The 17,073-nt window shown below is 67.4% G+C and carries 16 protein-coding genes and 2 pseudogenes; 10 read left to right on the plus strand and 8 right to left on the minus strand.

All coding sequences use genetic code 11. From position 1 onward, the window contains the following. Positions 1–26: 26 nt before the first annotated feature. The 3 genes from ILT43_RS09615 to ILT43_RS19780 are packed head-to-tail and all read right to left on the minus strand — an operon-like array spanning position 27 to position 770. Positions 27–263, minus strand: a complete 237-nt coding sequence (locus ILT43_RS09615; protein ID WP_204198736.1) for a hypothetical protein — start codon at positions 261–263, stop codon at positions 27–29. Positions 264–272: 9 nt separating this feature from the next. Further along, on the minus strand, positions 273–596 hold the full coding sequence (locus tag ILT43_RS09620) for a BrnA antitoxin family protein (protein WP_204198737.1): 324 nt from the start codon (positions 594–596) through the stop codon (positions 273–275). A 9-nt stretch (positions 597–605) separates the two neighbouring features. Further along, positions 606–770: a BrnT family toxin gene (locus tag ILT43_RS19780; protein WP_343283966.1), complete on the minus strand. Its 165-nt coding sequence runs from the start codon at positions 768–770 to the stop codon at positions 606–608. Between ILT43_RS19780 and ILT43_RS19505 the strand changes: the two genes are divergently transcribed. From ILT43_RS19505 to ILT43_RS09660, 8 genes are all read left to right on the plus strand, one after another. After that, entirely contained in the window at positions 732–899 is a 168-nt protein-coding gene (locus ILT43_RS19505; RefSeq protein ID WP_239474251.1) for a hypothetical protein, read from the plus strand. The two genes, ILT43_RS19780 and ILT43_RS19505, sit on opposite strands and share 39 nt — an antisense overlap. 117 nt (positions 900–1,016) lie before the next feature. Then, complete coding sequence (locus tag ILT43_RS09630) at positions 1,017–1,364, plus strand: ArsC family reductase (RefSeq protein ID WP_204198739.1); 348 nt, start codon at positions 1,017–1,019, stop codon at positions 1,362–1,364. Between the two features lie 61 nt (positions 1,365–1,425). Beyond that, positions 1,426–1,860, plus strand: coding sequence for a hypothetical protein (locus ILT43_RS09635; protein ID WP_204198740.1), 435 nt, complete (start codon positions 1,426–1,428; stop codon positions 1,858–1,860). 24 nt (positions 1,861–1,884) lie between these two features. Continuing rightward, complete coding sequence (panB, locus tag ILT43_RS09640) at positions 1,885–2,745, plus strand: 3-methyl-2-oxobutanoate hydroxymethyltransferase (RefSeq protein ID WP_204198741.1); 861 nt, start codon at positions 1,885–1,887, stop codon at positions 2,743–2,745. A gap of 96 nt (positions 2,746–2,841) precedes the next feature. Next, positions 2,842–3,555 carry a tetratricopeptide repeat protein gene (locus ILT43_RS09645; protein ID WP_204198742.1) on the plus strand — a complete coding sequence of 238 codons (714 nt, stop codon included), beginning with the start codon at positions 2,842–2,844 and terminating at the stop codon, positions 3,553–3,555. Continuing rightward, on the plus strand, positions 3,552–4,877 hold the full coding sequence (locus tag ILT43_RS09650) for an outer membrane protein assembly factor BamB family protein (RefSeq protein ID WP_204198743.1): 1,326 nt from the start codon (positions 3,552–3,554) through the stop codon (positions 4,875–4,877). Before ILT43_RS09645 ends, ILT43_RS09650 begins: the two co-directional genes overlap by 4 nt. 284 nt (positions 4,878–5,161) lie before the next feature. Then, positions 5,162–6,526 carry a ribosome biogenesis GTPase Der gene (der, locus tag ILT43_RS09655; protein ID WP_204198744.1) on the plus strand — a complete coding sequence of 455 codons (1,365 nt, stop codon included), beginning with the start codon at positions 5,162–5,164 and terminating at the stop codon, positions 6,524–6,526. A gap of 82 nt (positions 6,527–6,608) precedes the next feature. Beyond that, positions 6,609–7,040 carry an Hpt domain-containing protein gene (locus ILT43_RS09660; RefSeq protein WP_204198745.1) on the plus strand — a complete coding sequence of 144 codons (432 nt, stop codon included), beginning with the start codon at positions 6,609–6,611 and terminating at the stop codon, positions 7,038–7,040. A gap of 42 nt (positions 7,041–7,082) precedes the next feature. Here the strand turns inward: ILT43_RS09660 and ILT43_RS19865 are convergent. The 4 genes and pseudogenes from ILT43_RS19865 to map form a co-directional block, all read right to left on the minus strand. Further along, positions 7,083–7,181: pseudogene (locus ILT43_RS19865) on the minus strand (PEPxxWA-CTERM sorting domain-containing protein); the annotation flags it as partial. A 456-nt stretch (positions 7,182–7,637) separates the two neighbouring features. Continuing rightward, a pseudogene (locus ILT43_RS19870) lies at positions 7,638–8,156 on the minus strand (trypsin-like serine protease); the annotation flags it as partial. Between the two features lie 176 nt (positions 8,157–8,332). Next, the gene (purL, locus tag ILT43_RS09670; RefSeq protein WP_204198747.1) at positions 8,333–10,552 is read right to left on the minus strand and encodes a phosphoribosylformylglycinamidine synthase subunit PurL; all 2,220 of its coding nucleotides are present in this window, start codon (positions 10,550–10,552) and stop codon (positions 8,333–8,335) included. A 45-nt stretch (positions 10,553–10,597) separates the two neighbouring features. Then, entirely contained in the window at positions 10,598–11,425 is an 828-nt protein-coding gene (map, locus tag ILT43_RS09675) for a type I methionyl aminopeptidase (protein WP_211534425.1), read from the minus strand. Between the two features lie 51 nt (positions 11,426–11,476). Here map and ILT43_RS09680 point away from each other — a divergent pair, with 51 nt between their 5' ends. After that, complete coding sequence (locus ILT43_RS09680) at positions 11,477–12,247, plus strand: competence/damage-inducible protein A (protein ID WP_204198748.1); 771 nt, start codon at positions 11,477–11,479, stop codon at positions 12,245–12,247. Positions 12,248–12,400: 153 nt separating this feature from the next. Beyond that, positions 12,401–14,893, plus strand: a complete 2,493-nt coding sequence (locus ILT43_RS09685) for a PhoX family protein (RefSeq protein WP_204198749.1) — start codon at positions 12,401–12,403, stop codon at positions 14,891–14,893. Between the two features lie 418 nt (positions 14,894–15,311). On the opposite strand, the gene ILT43_RS09690 is transcribed toward ILT43_RS09685, so the two are convergent. After that, entirely contained in the window at positions 15,312–17,039 is a 1,728-nt protein-coding gene (locus ILT43_RS09690; RefSeq protein WP_204198750.1) for a DEAD/DEAH box helicase, read from the minus strand. Positions 17,040–17,073 lie beyond the last annotated feature (34 nt).

Consider the following 17,073-nt stretch of genomic DNA (forward strand, 5'->3'; position numbering starts at 1 on the left):
GGAAGATTGCCCACCCCGCCTGTCGGTCAGTCTGGATTAGCAGAGCCATTCGGCGGGAGCCGCTCCTTCGTCAATGTTGCAAAGTTTTCCAGCTCTGGTTGCAACCACGGCGCCCCCTGAACGACCTGTTGGGTCGAAAAATCGATCAGGCGTTCGACCGTCGATTTCGCGATGCTACCGGAATCGATCGATATGCTGATCCAATCCAGCAGCAGGCGGTTGGTGAAAAGGAGCAGCGCCTGCTCGTCTTTTGCGAGTGACATACACGATTCCTAGCTCGTAATTTGATCCAGTCGAGCGCCGGCTCCTTGCCCGCGAGCGGCATCTGCTACGATGCAGCCAGTACCGCTGACTTGCCGCAATGTGCTGGTCATCCGCGACTGCCAACCTGGTCCGCTGGCCCGCCACCTGGCCAGCACATCCTTTTCGATACGAAGGGCGACCTGCTGTCGGTTCGAGCCGATCGGCCGACCAGGCTTTCCGCGTCGCGCAGCGCGCGCCGCTAATGCCTCTGTCACGCCCGCCTCCGACACGTCGAAGTCCTCCGGATCGCCGGGGTCGGCGCTAAGCGCGATAGTATCGCTCTTCGCCATCATTGCTTCTCCTTACCGAGATGAACCGCGTAACCGTGTTCCGTACGACTTAAACGCCGTCCACATCCTGCCATCTACAAGGCCCACGACCTTGAAGCGTTCTTCGCCGTCCACCGGGCGCATGGAAGGCAGTACAATGTGATCCAGATCGTCAAAGATCGCCGCTCCGAAGCCCAGCGCTACCCCGTGCTTGGCACGGTTTGCGACGTCCTTCGCTGGATCGAACGTGATATCCACATCATTTCTGTAGATGCGAAAACTCACCAGTGCAAATCGTTGCAGGCCGCGGTCGCGGCTGAGTGGTAGTTCAGTTGATTACCTCTGAAACCACGCCAGCCGCGATGAGATCAACTCGTTCCTCCACGCGCAGCCGGTCCTAGACAGACGTTGCGTCGGCAAGGAGCCGGTGCAACAGGAACCGCGATGACGATCACGATGTACGGCATCCGCAACTGCGACACGGTGAAGAAGGCGCGGGCGTGGCTCGATGCGAACGGCACGGCGTATGCGTTCCACGACTACAAGACGGTGGGCGTCGATGCGGAGCGGCTGGCGGGGTGGGTCGCTCGGCTGGGGTGGGAGACGCTGCTCAACCGCCGCGGGACGACGTTCCGCAAATTGCCGGAAGAAGAGCAGGGGGATCTGGATGCGGACAAGGTTACCGCGTTGATGATCGCGCATCCCTCGGCGATCCGGCGGCCGGTGGTGGAGGCGGGCGACGCGCTGCTCGTCGGGTTCGATGCGGAAGTTTACGCAGCGCAATTCGGTTGAGCCGCTTGCGTAACGATCGTTGCGGGCGCAGCATCGCTTCTCGATAATAGAAGAGGATGTGATGGCGGGTTGGACGAAAACACCCTTGTGGTTTCGCACCTTGGCCGTGCTGCTGATCCTGTGGGGCGCGATGGGCGTGTTCGCGTGGGTGCAGCATATGCGGCTGGGGGCGGAGGCGATGGGGCCGGCGACGGTGTATGATCGCGGACTCTACGCGAGCCTGCCGGGCTGGTATGACTGGGTGTACCTGATTGCGGTGGGTGCAGGGCTGGTCGGTGCGGCGATGCTGTTGCTGGGGTCGGCGCTGGCACGGCCGATGTTCGCAGCGTCGCTGATCGGGGTCGTGGTGATGTTCGGCTGGATGTTCCTGGCGACCGACATCATCGCGGTGAAGGGCGTCCCGCTCGCGACGGGATTTCCGGTCGTGATCTTCGCGATCGCCGTTCTGCAGCTATGGCTGGCCGGCATGGCCGTGCGGCGTGGCTGGATCGGCTGAGGCGGCGGCGCTACACCGCGGGCCATGTCCACGACCTACACGCTCGACACGGCGACCAGCCGCGCCAACCCCACGCCCGCGCCGATCAAGCGCCTGACCGTCCCGGCGATCCGGCGGCGGAAAGGTACGGAGCCGCTCGTGATGCTGACCGCCTATACGGTGCGGACGGCGCAGTTGCTCGATCCGCATTGCGACATGCTGCTGGTTGGCGACAGTCTGGGGCAGGTTGTCTACGGATTGCCGTCGACGGTGCCGGTGACGCTGGAGATGATGGCGGCGCACGGCGCGGCGGTGGTCCGGGGCAGCTATCATGCGGTGGTCGTGATCGACATGCCGTTCGGCAGCTACGAGGCGTCCCCCGAACAGGCCTTTGCGAGCGCGGCGCGGTTGCTGAAAGAGACGAACGCGGCCGCGGTGAAGCTGGAGGGCGGGGAGGCGATGGCACCGACCGTGCGCTTCCTGACGGAGCGCGGAATTCCCGTTATGGGACATGTCGGGCTGACGCCGCAGGCGGTGAACGTGCTGGGCGGTTACGGCGCGCGCGGCCGGACCGAGGCAGAGGCGGCGAAGATCGTCGCCGATGCCAAGGCGGTCGCGGAGGCGGGTGCGTTCGCGATCGTGATCGAGGGCGTTGTGGAGCCGATTGCGGTGGCGATCACGCAGGCGGTTGCCTGTCCGACGATCGGCATCGGTGCGTCGGCGCAGTGCGACGGTCAGGTGCTGGTGGGCGAGGACATGCTGGGCCTGTTCGACCGGGTGCCGCGCTTCGTGAAGCGGTACGACGACCTCGCGACGCGGATCGACGCGGCGGCGGCGACCTTTGCCGCTGAGGTGCGGTCGCGCGCGTTTCCGGGACCGGATCAGGTGTATGCGCCGAAAGACTGACCGCCGTCCCTGATCGAGGTTCAACCCCCGCTTCCCCTTGCGCGCGTCCCCGGCTATGGCGCGCGATTAACCTTTCCTGTCTTTTGGAGCCGCTGCTTGGCCCTCTCGCCGCACGATAACGAAGCCTTTCTCCGCGAAGTCGACGAAGGCGTCCGGCGCGACCGGATGACCGATTTCTGGACCCGCTGGGGCAAGCTGGCCGCCGCCGTGCTGGTGCTGGCGCTCGCGGCGTTCGGCGGGTTCCTGTACTGGCAGCACCGCCAGACCGAGGCCGCGGGCGAGCAGGGCGTGCAATTGTCGCAAGCGTTCGAGGCGCTGGGATCGGGCAACGTCACCGGCGCGCAGCCGACGCTGGCGACGCTGGCGACCGACGGGCGTGACGGATACCGCGCGCTGGCGAAGTTCACGCAGGCCGATATCCTGTTGCAGAAGAACGACCTGAAGGGCGCAGCGGCCAAGTTCGCGGAGGTCGCGAGCGACACTTCGCTGGGCAAGCCGTTTCGCGATCTCGCGCTCGTCCGGCAGACCAGTGCCGAGTTCGACACGCTGAAGCCGCAGGTCGTGATCGAGCGGCTGCGACCGTTGGCGGTGCCGGGCAGCGCCTTCCTCGGCAGCGCGGGCGAGATGGTCGCGATCAGCCACCTGAACGCCGGCCGTCGCGACCTCGCGGGGCAGCTGTTCGCGCAGATCGCGCGCGACGAGGGCGTGCCCGAATCGCTGCGTCAACGCGCCGTTCAGATGGCCGGCGCGATGGGCGTTGACGCCGTACCCGTTCCCGCAGGCGCGGCCGCAAATCAGGAAGCCCGATGATGAAGTCCTTTCGCGCGCCGGCCCTGTTGCTGGCGCTGACCGCATTGAGCGCTTGCGGCATCTTTTCCGGCGGTGGCGCCAAGAAGACGCCGACGCTGGGTGAGCGCGTGCCGATCCTGACATCGGAGAACGACGTCAAGGCCGATCCGACGATGGTGGACATCGCGGTCGCGCTGCCGGCGGCGGCGGCGAACGACGCATGGACGCAGCCGGGCGGCAATGCGGCCAAGTCGATGGGGCATCTGGCGCTGGCGGCAAACCCGGGGCGGGTTTGGCAGGCGACGATCAACGGCGGCTCCAACCGCGAACGGCTGGCGGCGACGCCGGTGGTCGCGGACGGCAAGCTGTTCATCATCGACGTCGACGCGGTCGTGCACGCCTTCGATGCACAGACCGGCGCGGTGCTGTGGTCGCAGAAGATCACCTCCAACGACGAGAACCGCAGCGCGCGCTTCGGTGGTGGCGTCAGTTACGAGGAGGCGAAGCTCTACGCCACCGACGGGCTGGGTGACGTCGTCGCGCTGAACGCCGCGGACGGCAAGGAACTGTGGCGCTCGAAGCCGGGCGGACCGCTGCGTGGCAGTCCGACGGTCGCCAATGGCAACGTGTACGTGATCTCGCAGGACAACCAGATCTTCTCGCTCGGCCAGACCGACGGCAAGGTGCAGTGGGTGCAGGCGGGGACGCTGGAGACGCAGGGCGTGTTCGGCGTCGCCGCGCCGTCCGCCAGCCAGGGATCGGTCGTCGCCGGCTTCTCGTCGGGCGAGCTGAGCGCTTACCGGTACGAGAATGGCCGCGTGCTGTGGCAGGACGCGCTGTCGCGCACGTCGATTACCACCTCGGTGTCGAGCCTCGCGGACATCGATGCGGAGCCGGTGATCGAGGGCGGCCGCGTCTATGCGGTCGGGCAGGGCGGGCGCATGGTCGCGCTGGAACTGGCGACGGGCCAGCGCCTTTGGGAGCAGAACCTCGCCGGCATCTCCACGCCGTGGATCGCGGGCGAATGGCTGTTCGTGGTGACCGACGACGCGCGGCTCGCGTGCCTGTCGCGGGCCAGCGGCAAGGCACGCTGGCTGGCGCAACTGCCGCGGTTCCGCAACATCAAGAAGCGGTCGGGGCCGATCACGTGGTTCGGGCCGGTACTGGCGGGCGACCGGCTGGTGCTGACCAACTCGCGCGGGCAGTTGGTGTTCGTCTCGCCGACGGACGGCGCGGTGGGGCAGACGGTGGAGACGGGCACGCCGTTCGCCCTGCCGCCGATCGTGGCGAACTCGACGGTGTACACGGTGGACCAGCGCGGGCGGGTTTCGGCGTATCGGTGAAGGGGCGGTCGGTCTGGCGGGTGCGCCGGGCCGCCGCCATTTTTTGGCCGTTGCGGGGTAGTGCGGTTGCCGTCGCTACGCGGTCGCTGGGTTCACGCGTCCCTCCCGACACGGCGTCACCGCGGCGAAAGCTGGGGCCTTGTGGTGGTCCAAGAGGCCCTCTCCTCAGGAAGATCCCAGCGTTTGCTGGGGCGACGGCTAGAATTCGGTAGCGGGTGGCCGCTACGCCTCCCGACTCGCAACAGGGGTTTTAGCGGACCGCCACCTCCGCTACGGCAGGCATCATGCCAAAACTCCCCGTGGTCGCGATCGTCGGCCGGCCCAATGTCGGCAAGTCGACTTTGTTCAATCGCCTCGTCGGTAAGAAACTCGCGCTGGTCGACGACCGCCCGGGGGTGACTCGCGACCGCCGCGAGGGGGACGCCCATTTGCTGGGCATGGACTTCCGCATCATCGATACCGCCGGGTACGAGGATCACGATGCGGAGACGCTGCCCGGCCGGATGCGGTTGCAGACCGAGGCGGCGGTGGCGCAGGCGGACGTGGCGCTGTTCCTGTTCGACTCGCGCGCGGGCATCGTTCCCCTCGACGAGGAGATCGCGCGGTGGCTGCGCCAGTCGAGCACGCCGGTGATCCTGGTCGCGAACAAGGCCGAGGGGCGGAGCGGCGAGCAGGGCATCCTCGAGTCGCTGTCACTGGGTTTCGGCGATCCCGTCCAGGTGTCGGCCGAGCATGGCGAAGGGCTGGGCGACCTGTTCGAAGCCTTGTTACCGCTGATCGAGGGTGCCGAGACGGAGGTCGAGGAAGAGGATGACGACCGACCCGATGCCCCGCTGAAGCTGGCGATCGTCGGGCGACCGAACGCGGGCAAGTCGACGCTGATCAACCGCATCCTGGGGCAGGACCGGCTGATTACCGGCCCGGAGGCGGGGATCACGCGGGATTCGATCGCGATCGACTGGGTCTGGCATCCGCCGGGCGGCGGCGAGCATCCGGTGCGGCTGATCGACACCGCGGGCATGCGCAAGCGTGCCAAGGTGCAGGACAAGCTGGAGAAACTGTCCGTCGCCGATGCGCTGCACGCCGTCGATTTCGCGGAGGTCGTCGTGCTGCTGCTCGATGCGACGCTGGGGCTGGAGGCGCAGGATCTGCGCATCGCCGACCGCGTGCTGGAGGAAGGCCGTGCGCTGATCATCGCGCTGAACAAATGGGACGTGGCGGAGAACGCATCGTCGCTGTTCAACGGCGTCAAGCGCGCGCTGGAGGACGGGCTGAGCCAGGTGAAGGGCGTCACCGTCGTCACCGTGTCCGGCGCGACCGGGCGCGGCATCGACCAGATGATCGGTGCGGCGTTCGAGGCGCGCGACGCGTGGTCGAAGCGCGTCGGCACGGGCGAACTCAACCGCTGGTTCGAGCGCGCGATCGACGCCAATCCGCCGCCGGCCGCCGGGGGCAAGCGGATCAAGATGCGCTACGTCACGCAGGTGAAGACCCGACCGCCCAGCTTCGTGATCTTCGGCACCCGCGTCGACCAGCTTCCGGCCAGTTACGAACGGTATCTGGTCAATTCGATGCGCAAGGAACTCGGGTTCGGCGCAGTTCCCGTGCGACTGACGCTTCGCGCACCCAAAAATCCGTTCGATCCATAAAAGTTACCGGCCTGTTCGCAACCATTGCTTTACCCGTTCCGGCTATAGGTCGGTTCGGGATCAGCAGCAGGAAGTGCGAAACGTGTCGTTCGAAGGCAGCAGTTTGGTCGACTGGACCGCCTACAACCAGGCGCGGTCGGAACTGGGCGCGGGCTTTGTCCGCATCCTGGGCTATTTTCGCGAGGACGGGGTCAAGTCCGTGATCGCGATCGAATCGGCGATGCGCGCGAACAACGCCGCCGCATTGGTCATTCCGGCGCATACGCTGAAGGGGGAGGCGCGGCAGTTCGGCGCGGAACCGCTGGGCATGCTGGCGGAGAAGATCGAGAACATCGGCCGCGACTGCGTCGAGGCGCAGGACACGCCGGAAGAGGCGCTGTCGCCAGTCGCTCGCTTGCGCCCGCTGTTTGAAGAGACGCTGACGCTGCTGGAGCGGGAAGCCAGCCCCGTCGTTGCGGTCCGCCGCCCGACCGGCGGTGGCTTCGGTCGTCGCAGCGTTCCCGCGGGTATGTGAGACGATCCCGGGCCGGCGCATGCCGACCCGGGATAGCCCTGTTCAGGCGAAGCTGACCGACGTGCGGCGGCGGCGGAGCGAGCCGCCGACCGCGCCGACGCCCAGCATCATCATCGCCCACGTCGCCGGCTCCGGCACTGCGCCGCCGACCATCGAGCGGCGGATGAACGCCTGGTGGATGCTGACCGGTACGAAGCCGCCAAGCTCGCCGAAGCTGTTGTTGAGCACGTTGTCGACGTCGCCGAAATTCATGCCGAACGACGAGATGAACGACGTGACTGTCGCAATGCGTCCGTTCACGAAGCTGGGACCGCCCGAGTCGCCGCCAGCGATCATGACCTCGGTTGCACCGCGGCCGAGATCGCAGAAGCCGTTACCGGCTCCCAGCGCGACGGCGATCCGGCAGCCGCTGTCCTGTGCGGCGGAGCCGTTGTCGAAATCCGCGAGCATGATGCGGCTCTTGGCCGCGTTGCCGCCGAACGCCGACAGGAACTGGCCGTTGAAGGCGGCATCGCCGATCGCATAATCGAACGTGTTGTCGCCCTGGCGACGGCGACCCGTGCCGAGGTTGGCGCCGACCGAGCCGCCGGTATCCGAACGACGACCGAACCCGGAGACATTGAAGTCGGTGCCGGTCAGGTCATCGGTGAACAGGCCGTAGCTGGTGGCGAACGCCGGGGCCAGATCCGCGAGGCGGAGAACGGCGATGTCGTTCTCGTCGACGACCTGGCCGGTGTAGCCGGCGTTGACGAAATAGGCCGAAACGTCGACGGCGGTCGCCAGCGGGCTGTTGCTGGGGACCACGTCCTGATCGGAACCACCGTAGAAATAAGCCGTGGTCTTGATCGGGGTTGCCGTGCCGGCCCCACCGCTGACGCAGTGTGCGGCGGTCACGATCGACTGACGATCGCCCAACAGCGAGCCCGAGCAGATGAAGTTGCCGGCGGCCGTTTCCATGATCAGTGACACGACGCCGCTGTAGCGTGCGGCGGTCGCGGCATAGAGCGGGTTACCGCCGCCCGCGAGCGTCGCCGTCGACGTCTGGCCGACGATGGTCGGAGCCGAAATGGCGGTCAGCGACACGGCCGATGCCGGTGCAGCAGCGCTCAGCGCCACAGTCGCGCCGAGCGCGCCCAGAATGACGTTCTTCAAGATTATTCCCCTATTCCCCCGACGAAAGCGAGTTTCGCTTGGCGTCCGAGGTCGCTTAACAGGGGATTTACCATTTCCAACGATGAAATTCGGATGTCGTCTCTTTTTGGATCATCCGGGGACGTGTCGACGCCGATCGTTCACGCCAACGCGGCATCCGCCCCCATCAGCTTCGGGAAAAACCCCTCGTGTGCGGCGCGGAGCGTATCGAGCGCGACAACGTCGTCCCGGTCGGGACGCTCGAATATCAACCGCTTGCCCCCGGTGCGGCCGAGCGGCTCGACCTCGATATCGGCACCGTGCGCCTCCGCCAGGAAGTCGAGCAGGGCAGGATCGTGGACCGTGACGATGTAGACGCCCTGATCTTCGGCGAAGAAGCTGCGCGCGCAATCGAACGGCTGTTTGCGGTCGATCATCGCGCCGATCCCGCTGGCCAGCGCCATTTCCGCGACCGCCACGGCGACTCCGCCGTCCGCCACGTCGTGGCAGGCGGTGACCTGACCCGCCTCGATTCGCGCGCGGATGAAGTCGCCGGTGCGACGCTCCGCGGCGAGGTCGACGGGCGGCGGCGGGCCCTCCTCGCGGCCATGCACCTCGCGCAGCCACAGCGACTGGCCGAGATGGCCGCCGCGCGTACCGACCGCGAGGATGATGTCGCCGGTGCCCTTGAAGGCGATCGTGACGTTCTTCTGCCAGTCGGCGAGCAGGCCAATCGCGCCGATCGCGGGCGTCGGCAGGATCGCCGAGCCGCCGCCGGTCGCCTTCGATTCATTGTAGAGCGAGACGTTGCCGGACACGATCGGGAAGTCGAGCGCGCGGCAGGCGTCGCTCATCCCCTCCAGACAACCGACGATCTGGCCCATGATCTCCGGCCGTTGCGGGTTGGCGAAGTTCAGGCAGTTGGTCACGGCCAGCGGGTTGCCGCCGACCGCGGTGATGTTCCGCCACGCCTCCGCCACCGCCTGCCTGCCGCCCTCGACGGGGTCTGCGAAGCAATAACGGGGGGTGCAGTCGGTGGTGATCGCCAGCGCCTTGTCGGTGCCGTGGACGCGGACGACGGCCGCGTCGCCACCGGGGCGCTGCACGGTGTCCGCGCCGACCATGTGATCGTACTGCTCCCAGATCCAGCGGCGCGAGGCGATGTCGGGCGACCCCATCAGCGTCGTCAGGTCGGCCGCGATGTCCTTGCACCCCGGCACGTTGTCGAGCGGCGCGGGCTTCGGCGTCGGAACGTGCGGGCGGTCGTACAGCGGTGCTTCGTCGGCGAGCGGGCCGAGCGGGATGTCGCACACCGTCTCGCCCTTGAAGGTGAGGACCATGCGGCCGGTATCGGTGACGCGGCCGATGACGGCGAAGTCGAGTTCCCACTTGCGGAAGATCGCCTCCGCCTCCGCCTCGCGGCCCGGCTTCAGGACCATCAGCATGCGCTCCTGCGATTCGGAGAGCATCATCTCGTACGGCGTCATGCCGGTTTCGCGCTGGGGTACGTCGTCCATCACCAGTTCGATGCCGACGCCGCCCTTCGACGCCATCTCGACCGAGGAGGAGGTCAGGCCGGCCGCGCCCATGTCCTGGATCGCGACGATCACGTCGGTGGCCATCAGCTCCAGGCATGCCTCGATCAGCAGCTTTTCGGTGAAAGGATCACCGACCTGCACCGTGGGGCGCTTGGCGTCTGCGTCGTCGCCGAAATCGGCGGACGCCATCGTCGCGCCGTGAATACCGTCGCGACCTGTCTTCGACCCGACATAGACGATCGGGTTACCGATGCCGGATGCCGCGGAATAAAAGATCTTGTCCTGATCGGCGATCCCGACCGTCATCGCATTGACGAGGATGTTGCCGTCATAGGCGGGGTGGAAATTCACTTCGCCGCCGACCGTCGGCACGCCGACGCAATTACCATAGCCGCCGATGCCATGGACGACGCCCGCGATCAGGTGGCGCATCTTCGGATGATCGGGCCGGCCGAAACGCAGCGCGTTCATGTTGGCGATCGGCCGTGCGCCCATCGTGAACACGTCGCGCAGGATGCCGCCAACGCCCGTCGCCGCACCCTGATAGGGTTCGATGTAGGAGGGGTGGTTGTGCGACTCCATCTTGAAGATCGCAGCCTGATTGTCGCCGATATCGACGACGCCGGCATTCTCGCCCGGTCCGCAGATCACCTGCGGCCCGGTGGTCGGCAGCTTCTTCAGGTGGATGCGGCTGGATTTGTAGCTGCAATGCTCCGACCACATCACCGAGAAGATGCCGAGCTCGACAAGGTTGGGCTCCCGTCCGAGCGCGTGCAGGACGCGGTCATATTCCTCGGTGGACAGGCCGTGCTCGGCAACGATCTCGGGCGTGATCTGGGTCATGGGGCGGCTTTAGCGGCGACCGTTCGCCGCGTCACCCCGCCCAGGTTAATCGAACGGCGGCTGGTGATAGCCCTTGGGCGAGACCGTGAAGATCTCGCAGCCGTCGTCGGTGATGCCGATCGAATGTTCGAACTGCGCCGACAGCGACCGGTCGCGAGTCACCGCCGTCCAGCCGTCGTCGAGCAGCTTCACGTCGGGGCGGCCGATGTTGATCATCGGTTCGATCGTGAAGATCATGCCGGGCCGCAGTTCCGGGCCTGTGCCGGGGCGGCCGACATGGACGACCTCCGGCGCGTCGTGGAACAGGCGGCCGACGCCGTGCCCGCAGAAATCGCGGACGACGCCGTAGCGGTGCTTTTCGGCGTGGCGCTGGATCGCATGCGCAACGTCGCCCATGTGGTTGCCGGGTTTCGCCTGCTCGATGCCGAGCATGAGGCATTCGTAGGTGACTTCGACGAGGCGCTTGGCCTTCAGCGGAACGTCGCCGATCAGATACATGCGGCTCGAGTCGCCGTGCCAGCCGTCGACGATCGGGGTGACGTCGACGTTGACGATGTCACCCGACTTCAGCGTCTTCTCCGACGGGATGCCGTGGCAGACGACGTGGTTGATCGAGATACAGGTCGAATGCGTATAGCCGCGATACCCCAGCGTCGCGGGCACGCCGCCACCGGCCAGCACGAAGTCGTAGATCAGCCGGTCGAGTTCTGCGGTCGTCACGCCGGGCACCATGTGCGGCACCAGCATGTCGAGCGTTTCGGCAGCGAGCTTGCCGGCCTTGTGCATGCCGACGAAGGCGGCGGGGCCGTGGAGCTTAATGGCGCCGGTGCGGGCTTCGGGCGCGTCGGAGGTGACGGTCACGTATTCGGTCATATCCGCGGATATAGCGTGGCGGGCGCGGCTTTGCGAGGCTATGCGAGCGGGATGGAGAGCAGCCGCATCTGGACCGCCGCCCTCGTCGTGATCGGCGACGAGATCCTGTCCGGTCGGACGCAGGACAAGAACGTCGCCCAGCTGGCGGCGTGGCTCAATGTCCAGGGCATCCGCCTCCGCGAAGTGCGCGTCGTAGCCGATCGCGAGGAGGCGATCGTCGAGGCGGTGAATATACTGCGTGCGCGCAACGATTACCTGTTCACCACCGGCGGCATCGGCCCGACGCACGACGACATCACCGTCGATGCGATCGCGGCGGCGCTGGGCGTCGGCGTGGTCCACCACCCCGACGCGCTGGCGACGCTGGATGCCTATTACCAGACGCGGGGCGGCATGACCGAGGCGAGGGCACGGATGGCACGCGTGCCCGAAGGCGCGACGCTGATCGAGAACCGCGTGTCGGGCGCGCCGGGCATCCGCTGGGGCAACATCTTCATCATGGCGGGGGTGCCGCACATCACCGCCGGGATGCTCGACCGGCTGACCGGAACACTGGAGGGCGGCCGCCCCGTCGTGTCGCGCACGATCGGTTGCTGGGTCGCCGAAAGCGAGGTCGCGGACCTGCTCCGCACGACGGAGAAGGCGTATGCGCAGGCCGAGGGCGGGATCGCGATCGGCAGCTATCCCTTTTTCCGCGACGGGCGCGTCGGTGCGAACTTCGTCGTGCGCAGCCCGGATGCGGCTAATGTCGATGCGTGCATCGCCGACCTGAGCGCGGCGCTGGTCGCCACCGGACGCGAGGTCACGGACGGCGGCATCTGAGATATTGCCGCATCATCCGTGGGTTGATGAAGCTCCTGTCATCAAACTGACGCGGACCCGTCGCTGATCCGCAACGCGCACGTCACGGTGTTGTTATGCGACACCGGCATTGCGCCCCCATCGGCCGGCTACGGCCATACCGGGGGATACCAGATGACGATTCTGAACGCCGACGCACTCGCCTATGACGATGGCGACATCGACACCAACCGCTCGCAGAACCAGCACCTGAGCGACCTGATCGCGGTCCGCTATTCGCGTCGCCAGACGCTGATGGGCGGCCTGCGCGCAGCGGGCGCGGCGGCGTTCGGCGGCATGCTGCTGGCGGCATGCGGCGAGGATGGCGACGGCGACGGCGAGGCGGCGATCGTCAACGCCGGCCAGAACATCACGACCAGCGGCGGGAAGACGGTGCAGCTCGCCGGCTCGGTCACCAGCGGCACGGCAGCCTCGGTGCAGTGGGAGCAGGTGTCCGGCACGCCGGTGAACCTGACCGATGCGACGACCAACACGGCGACCTTCTCCGCCCCCGCCGTGACCGCGCAGACGCCGCTGGTGTTCCGCTTCACCGCGACCAGCCCGGACGGGGTGCGTTCGCTGTCGGAGACGACGGTCACGCTGATGCCGACGATGCTGGGCTTCACCGCCGTACCGAAGAGCCTGGCGGACGTGGTCGCGGTGCCGGCCGGTTACAGCGTATCGGTGCTGTACCGTCTGGGCGATCCGATCTCCGGAAGCGTCCCAGCCTATGCGAACAACGGCACCGACACGAACTTCGCGCAGCGGGCCGGCGATCATCATGACGGCATGAGCTATTTCGGCCTGTCCGCCAGCGGCACCGCGCCCGATCCGACCAGCAGCCTGCGCGGCCTGCTGGCGATGAACCACGAGAACATCACCGAATCCTATCTTCACCCGAACGGCGTCACCGCGGGTGCGGTGCGGCTGGCATCGGAGGCGATCAAGGAGATCGAGGCGCATGGCGTGTCGGTGATCGAGGTCGCACGCGCTTCGGCGACCGGCGCGTGGAGCTACACGCAGGGCTCGACGCTGAACCGCCGCGTCACGCCAAACACGCCGATGACCTTCAGCGGCCCTGTGCGCGGCAACGCGATGCTGCGCACGCGCCAGTCCCCGGATGGCACCGCGGGTCGCGGCACGATCAACAATTGCGCGAACGGCACGATGCCGTGGCACACCTATCTGACCTGCGAAGAGAACTGGGCCGGCTATTTCCGCCGCGACACCGGTGACGTCGCCGCCCGCACCGCCGCCGGCCGCGCGAAGGAGAACGTCTCGCTCGCCCGCTATGGGATCGGGCAGGGTCGTGCCGGCAACTATGCGTGGTCGACGGCGGTGCCGACCGACGCCACCAGCACCGTGTTCGCGCGTTGGAACGCGACGATCGTCCCCGGCATGCCGAACGACGGCACCGGCGACTTTAGCCACGAACCCTTCACCTTCGGCTGGGTGGTCGAGATCGATCCGTTCGATCCCGCCGCCGCCCCGCGCAAGCGCACCGCACTCGGCCGGATGAACCACGAGGGTTGCGAGGTCGGCCGCACGATCGCCGGGGTGAAGCCCGCCTTCTACATGGGCGACGACGCTCAGAACGAATATATCTACAAGTTCGTGTCGGCCACGCCTTGGTCGGCGGCGGACGCGACCGCGACGAACCGTCTGGCGATCGGCGATAAATATCTCGACGCCGGAACGCTTTACGTTGCGAAGTTCAATGCCGATGGTAGCGGCCAGTGGCTGCCGCTGGTATTCGGTCAGGGGCCGCTGACCAGCGCCAACGCGACCTACCCGTTCGCCGATCAGGCAGATGTGCTGGTCAACGCGCGGCTTGCTGCCGATGCGCTGGGTGCGACGCCGATGGACCGTCCGGAATGGACCGCGGTCAACCCGGCGACGGGCGAGATGTATTGTACGCTGACCAACAATGCGTCGCGATCCGCAGGCCGCGTCGATGCCGCCAACCCGCGTGCCTACACCGACCCCAAGACGGACGGGCGGGCGGCGAGCACCGGCAACGTCAACGGCCACGTCATTCGTCTGCGCGAGACGGCGGACACGTCGGAAGCGACGACCTTCGCATGGGACATCTATGCCTTCGGTGCGGGTTCTGACCTCGACCCCAATAACATCAACCTGTCGCAACTGGATGCTACCAATGACTTTTCGTCGCCGGACGGGATGTGGTTCGGCCTGCCTAGCAACGTCACGGGTCAGGCAACGCCGCTGTTGTGGTTGCAGACCGACGACGGCTCGTACACCGATGTGACGAACTGCATGATGTTGGCCGCGATCCCCGGCACGGTCGGTGACGGCGGCACGCGGACGGTCGTGAATTCGCTCGGCGGCGCGTCCAGCAGCGCGGTGACGCGCATCGGCAAGACGCCGGGCACGACGCTGCGCCGGTTCCTCGTCGGGCCGAAGCAGTGCGAGATCACCGGCATCCACTCGACGCCGGACGGCAAGTCGCTGTTCGTCAACATCCAGCACCCCGGCGAGGGTGGCGGAGCGGGCAACAACACGTCGAGCTGGCCCTATACGCAGACAGGTGCGGCGACCGGTTCGGCGAGGCCGCGGTCGGCGACGATCGTCATCACCAAGGACGACGGCGGGGTCGTGGGGATCTGAGGTCTAGCGTCTCTGCTCCCTAGCAGGCGCGTGTCTGGAGCTTGGGAGGGGCGAGGACGGTGTCGGCTATGGCCTTTCCTCACCCTTCCCTTGCTACGCTCCTCCCTCCCCCTCCCAAGGGGAGAGGGAAAGGGGGGCGCCCACCGTCATGCCGGACGTGTTCCGGCATCTACCGTGCGGCAGGCAACTGAGCGTTATGAATGTGGAGCGGTGGATGCCGGGACGAGCCCGGCATGACGGCGATCAGCCGCATCGATCACTAGAGGCTTTGCCCCGCGGGCCCCTTCCCACTGCGAGAGGGAAGAGGCTCGCGGCGAAGCCTTGGGAAGGGAGAGGGTAGTGGGGCTGCAGCCGGGCCTCACCCTTCCGTCGCTTCGCTCCTCCCTCCCTCTCCCAAGGGGAGAGGGAAAGAGCGTTGTCAGCGCCGGGGGCGGGTCGGGCGTGCCGAATAGCTCGCAGGACGTGGGCCGTTGGGCTTGCGGCCGCGTGGGCCGGCGCCGGCACCTGCGCCACGCGGAGCCTGCGGCGGCGGGCCGTCGGCGGGGATGATCGTGATGCCGCTCTCGTCGTTGCCCTGACCGGCGGTCTTCGCGACCGAGGCCGCGAACTTCGCGGCCACGGCGCGCGGGATCTGCACGCGGGTTTCGTTCTGGTCGATGCGGATCGCGCCGATCTCGTCCCGCGTGACATGGCCGCGGCGGCAGATCAGCGGCAGCAGCCAGCGCGGATCGGCGTTCTGGCGGCGACCGATGTCCATCTTGAACCAGACCGTATCGTCGAAGCCCGGACGATGCTCGCCGGTGCGAGTATCGCCACCGCGCTGGCCGCGATCGGGCTCGGACGATTCCAGCATCTCCTCGGGCGAGGGCAGGCGGCTGCGCATCAGCCGGACCAGCATCGCCGCGATCTCGTGCGGCTCGCGCTGTTCGAGCAGACGCAGGCCGAGCGCGTTGTCCTCTTCGTCCAGCTCCACCGGTTCGGCGAGCTGGGTCAGCAGGCGCTCGCGATCGGCGGCGCGGATGTCGTCGGCGCTGGGCACCGGGGTCCACGTCACCGCGATGCGGGCGCTGCGCAGCATCATGTCGACGCGGCGACGCTTCGGATAGGGGACGATCAGGACCGCAGTGCCCTTGCGACCGGCGCGACCGGTGCGGCCGGAGCGGTGCTGGAGCGTCTCGGCGTCGCGCGGCAACTCAACGTGCACGACCAGCGACAGGCTGGGCAGATCGATGCCACGCGCGGCGACGTCGGTGGCGACGCAGACGCGGGCGCGCTGGTCGCGCAGCGCCTGGAGCGCGGCGTTGCGCTCGTTCTGCGAATGCTCGCCCGACAGCGCGACGGCCGCGAAGCCGCGCTCCAGCAGGCTGGCGTGGAGGTGGCGGACATTGTCGCGCGTGGCGCAGAACAGCATCGCCGTCTCCGCCTCATGCAGACGCAGCAGGTTGACGACTGCGTTCTCGATATCGGACGGCGGCACGGCCATTGCCTGATACTCGATGTCGCCGTGCCCGCGATCCTCACCGACCGTCGAGATGCGCAACGCATCGCGTTGATAAGTCCGGGCGAGTGCCACGATCGGGCGCGGCAGCGTGGCCGAGAACAGCAGCGTCCGGCGGGTTTCCGGCGTGCCGTCGAGCAACTGCTCCAGGTCTTCGCGGAAGCCCATGTCGAGCATCTCGTCCGCCTCGTCGAGGACGGCGACGCGCAGCGCGGCGAGGTTCAGGGCGCCGCGCTCCAGATGGTCGCGCAACCGGCCGGGCGTGCCGACGACGATGTGCACGCCCTGGTTGAGCGAGCGACGCTCGCGGCTGGCGTCCATGCCGCCGACGCAGGTGGCGATGCGTGCACCGGCGGACGCGTAGAGCCACATCAGCTCGCGGCTGACCTGAAGCGCCAATTCGCGGGTCGGGGCGATGACCAGCGCGAGCGGCGCGGCGGGGCGATCGAGCGCGCCGTCGGGCATCAGCTCGTCCGCCATGGCAAGGCCGAAGGCGACCGTCTTGCCGGAGCCGGTCTGCGCGGACACGAGCAGGTCGCGGCCCTTCGCATCGTCGGCCACGACCGAAGCCTGGACGGGGGTGAGGGTCTCGTAGCCACGCGCGCTAAGCGCCTCGGCCAGAAGCGGGGGCAGGTTTTCGGGGATCATAGAGCCTGGGATATGGGGTGTCGGTGCCGCATCG

The sequence above is a fragment of the Sphingomonas longa genome, assembly GCF_016892685.1.
GTDB lineage: Bacteria > Pseudomonadota > Alphaproteobacteria > Sphingomonadales > Sphingomonadaceae > Sphingomonas > Sphingomonas longa.

Bases quoted from the DNA above. Each gene is read 5' to 3' on its own strand.
- ILT43_RS09615 (WP_204198736.1), bottom strand. From the start codon at position 263: ATGTCACTCGCAAAAGACGAGCAGGCGCTGCTCCTTTTCACCAACCGC.
- ILT43_RS09620 (WP_204198737.1), bottom strand. From the start codon at position 596: ATGATGGCGAAGAGCGATACTATCGCGCTTAGCGCCGACCCCGGCGAT.
- purL (WP_204198747.1), bottom strand. From the start codon at position 10,552: ATGACCCAGATCACGCCCGAGATCGTTGCCGAGCACGGCCTGTCCACC.
- ILT43_RS09630 (WP_204198739.1), top strand. From the start codon at position 1,017: ATGACGATCACGATGTACGGCATCCGCAACTGCGACACGGTGAAGAAG.
- ILT43_RS09690 (WP_204198750.1), bottom strand. From the start codon at position 17,039: ATGATCCCCGAAAACCTGCCCCCGCTTCTGGCCGAGGCGCTTAGCGCG.
- der (WP_204198744.1), top strand. From the start codon at position 5,162: ATGCCAAAACTCCCCGTGGTCGCGATCGTCGGCCGGCCCAATGTCGGC.
- panB (WP_204198741.1), top strand. From the start codon at position 1,885: ATGTCCACGACCTACACGCTCGACACGGCGACCAGCCGCGCCAACCCC.
- ILT43_RS09635 (WP_204198740.1), top strand. From the start codon at position 1,426: ATGGCGGGTTGGACGAAAACACCCTTGTGGTTTCGCACCTTGGCCGTG.
- ILT43_RS09680 (WP_204198748.1), top strand. From the start codon at position 11,477: ATGGAGAGCAGCCGCATCTGGACCGCCGCCCTCGTCGTGATCGGCGAC.
- ILT43_RS09685 (WP_204198749.1), top strand. From the start codon at position 12,401: ATGACGATTCTGAACGCCGACGCACTCGCCTATGACGATGGCGACATC.
- map (WP_211534425.1), bottom strand. From the start codon at position 11,425: ATGACCGAATACGTGACCGTCACCTCCGACGCGCCCGAAGCCCGCACC.
- ILT43_RS09650 (WP_204198743.1), top strand. From the start codon at position 3,552: ATGATGAAGTCCTTTCGCGCGCCGGCCCTGTTGCTGGCGCTGACCGCA.